Genomic DNA, 1,363 nt, shown 5'->3' with positions numbered 1-1,363 from the left:
GACGCCGCTGGCCTGGCATCGCCGCCTGGTCCGCCGGCGGTGCACCTATCCGTGCCGGGTGGGCCGCCCGCCGGTGGATGAGGAGCTGCAGGCGCTGGTGATCCGCCTGGCCCGGGACAACCCGGCCTGGGGCCACCGCCGCATCCAGGGCGAACTCCTCGGCCTGGGCCACCGGATCGGCGCAGGAACGGTGCGTCGGATCCTCGCCGGCACGGGCCTCGGCCCGGCCCCACGCCGCCACGCCGACACCTGGCGCACCTTCCTGCGAACCCAGGCCAGCGGGCCTGCTGGCCACCGACTTCTTTCCACCTCGACACCCTCACGTTGCGTCGGCTGTACGTCCTGTTCGTGATGGAGATCCAGACGCGCCGCGTCCACATCCTCGCAGTCACCGCCCACCCGACCGGAGCCTGGATCAGCCACCAGGCACGCCAACTGGTCATGAACCTCGACGGACGCCTCGACGCGTTCCGGTTCCTGATCCGCGACCGAGACGCGAAATACCCCCAGGCGTTCGACGACGTGTTCGCCCCCGAAGGTGTGCAGATCGTGCGCACGCCGCCGCGGACACCGCAGGCGAACGCCTACGCGGAACGGTTCATCCGCTCGGTCCGCCAGGAGTGCACCGACAAGATCCTCCTCTTCGGCAAACGCCACGCCGCGGCCGTGCTCGACGAGTACGCCCGGCACTTCCATGACCACCGCCCCCATCAGGGACGGGAGCAGCGCCCGCCGAACCACGACCCGGCCACCGTCACACCTCTCGTCGGCCCGATCGATCGCCGCAAGGTCCTCGGCGGCATGATCAGCGAGTACCACCGCGCCGCTTGATCGAACAGCGAAACCGCAGGTCAAACCCCGAATCGGATTTCGGCACGCTACAGGCACACTGACACCACCTTCGGCGCCCCGACCCGTGGGACGATGGATCAGCCGATTCGATCATTGCGGGACTGGAGTCGCCAGGAGTGTCCACATCTGACAACGCCGCGCACTACGCACAACTCGCCGCCACCTACGATCAGCATTGGAGTCACAGCGATGCCTTCGTCACCTGGATGACCGCAGGCATCGTCGATGCGCTCGCTCTCCGGCCGCACCATCAGATCATTGATGTTGGCTGCGGAACGGGCCTGTACTCTCGTCGGATCGCCGATGCCGTACGGCCGGAGAAGCCTGTTCTGTGCGCGGACCCGTCCGCTGCCATGCTCGGCCATCTCCGGGCGACGGTCGGGCTCCGTCCCGTCCTGGCCTCCGCCGAACAGCTTGGCGGCGCGCGGCCGAATTCCACTCTGGCCGACGTCCCGCTGGGCTCCTTTGATGCCGTCCTGGTCAAGGAAGCCATTCACCATGTGGCGCCATC

The 1,363-nt window shown here is 68.2% G+C and carries 2 protein-coding genes and 1 pseudogene; all 3 read left to right on the top strand.

Annotated elements, in window-relative coordinates; all coding sequences use genetic code 11:
- Window positions 1-352: pseudogene (locus tag KBI5_RS28280) on the top strand (hypothetical protein); the annotation flags it as partial.
- Window positions 352-831, top strand: coding sequence for an integrase core domain-containing protein (locus KBI5_RS28275; RefSeq protein ID WP_085016593.1), 480 nt, complete (start codon window positions 352-354; stop codon window positions 829-831). The pseudogene KBI5_RS28280 and the gene KBI5_RS28275, both read left to right, overlap by 1 nt.
- A gap of 137 nt (window positions 832-968) precedes the next feature.
- Window positions 969-1,363: class I SAM-dependent methyltransferase (locus KBI5_RS24255; RefSeq protein ID WP_133057157.1), on the top strand; the 395-nt coding region annotated here is incomplete at its 3' end.

The sequence above is a fragment of the Frankia sp. KB5 genome (genome assembly GCF_002099325.1).
GTDB classification, from domain to species: domain Bacteria; phylum Actinomycetota; class Actinomycetes; order Frankiales; family Frankiaceae; genus Frankia; species Frankia casuarinae.
Note: the sequence above shows the minus strand (reverse complement) of the source record. Positions and strands in the feature narration are given on the sequence as shown.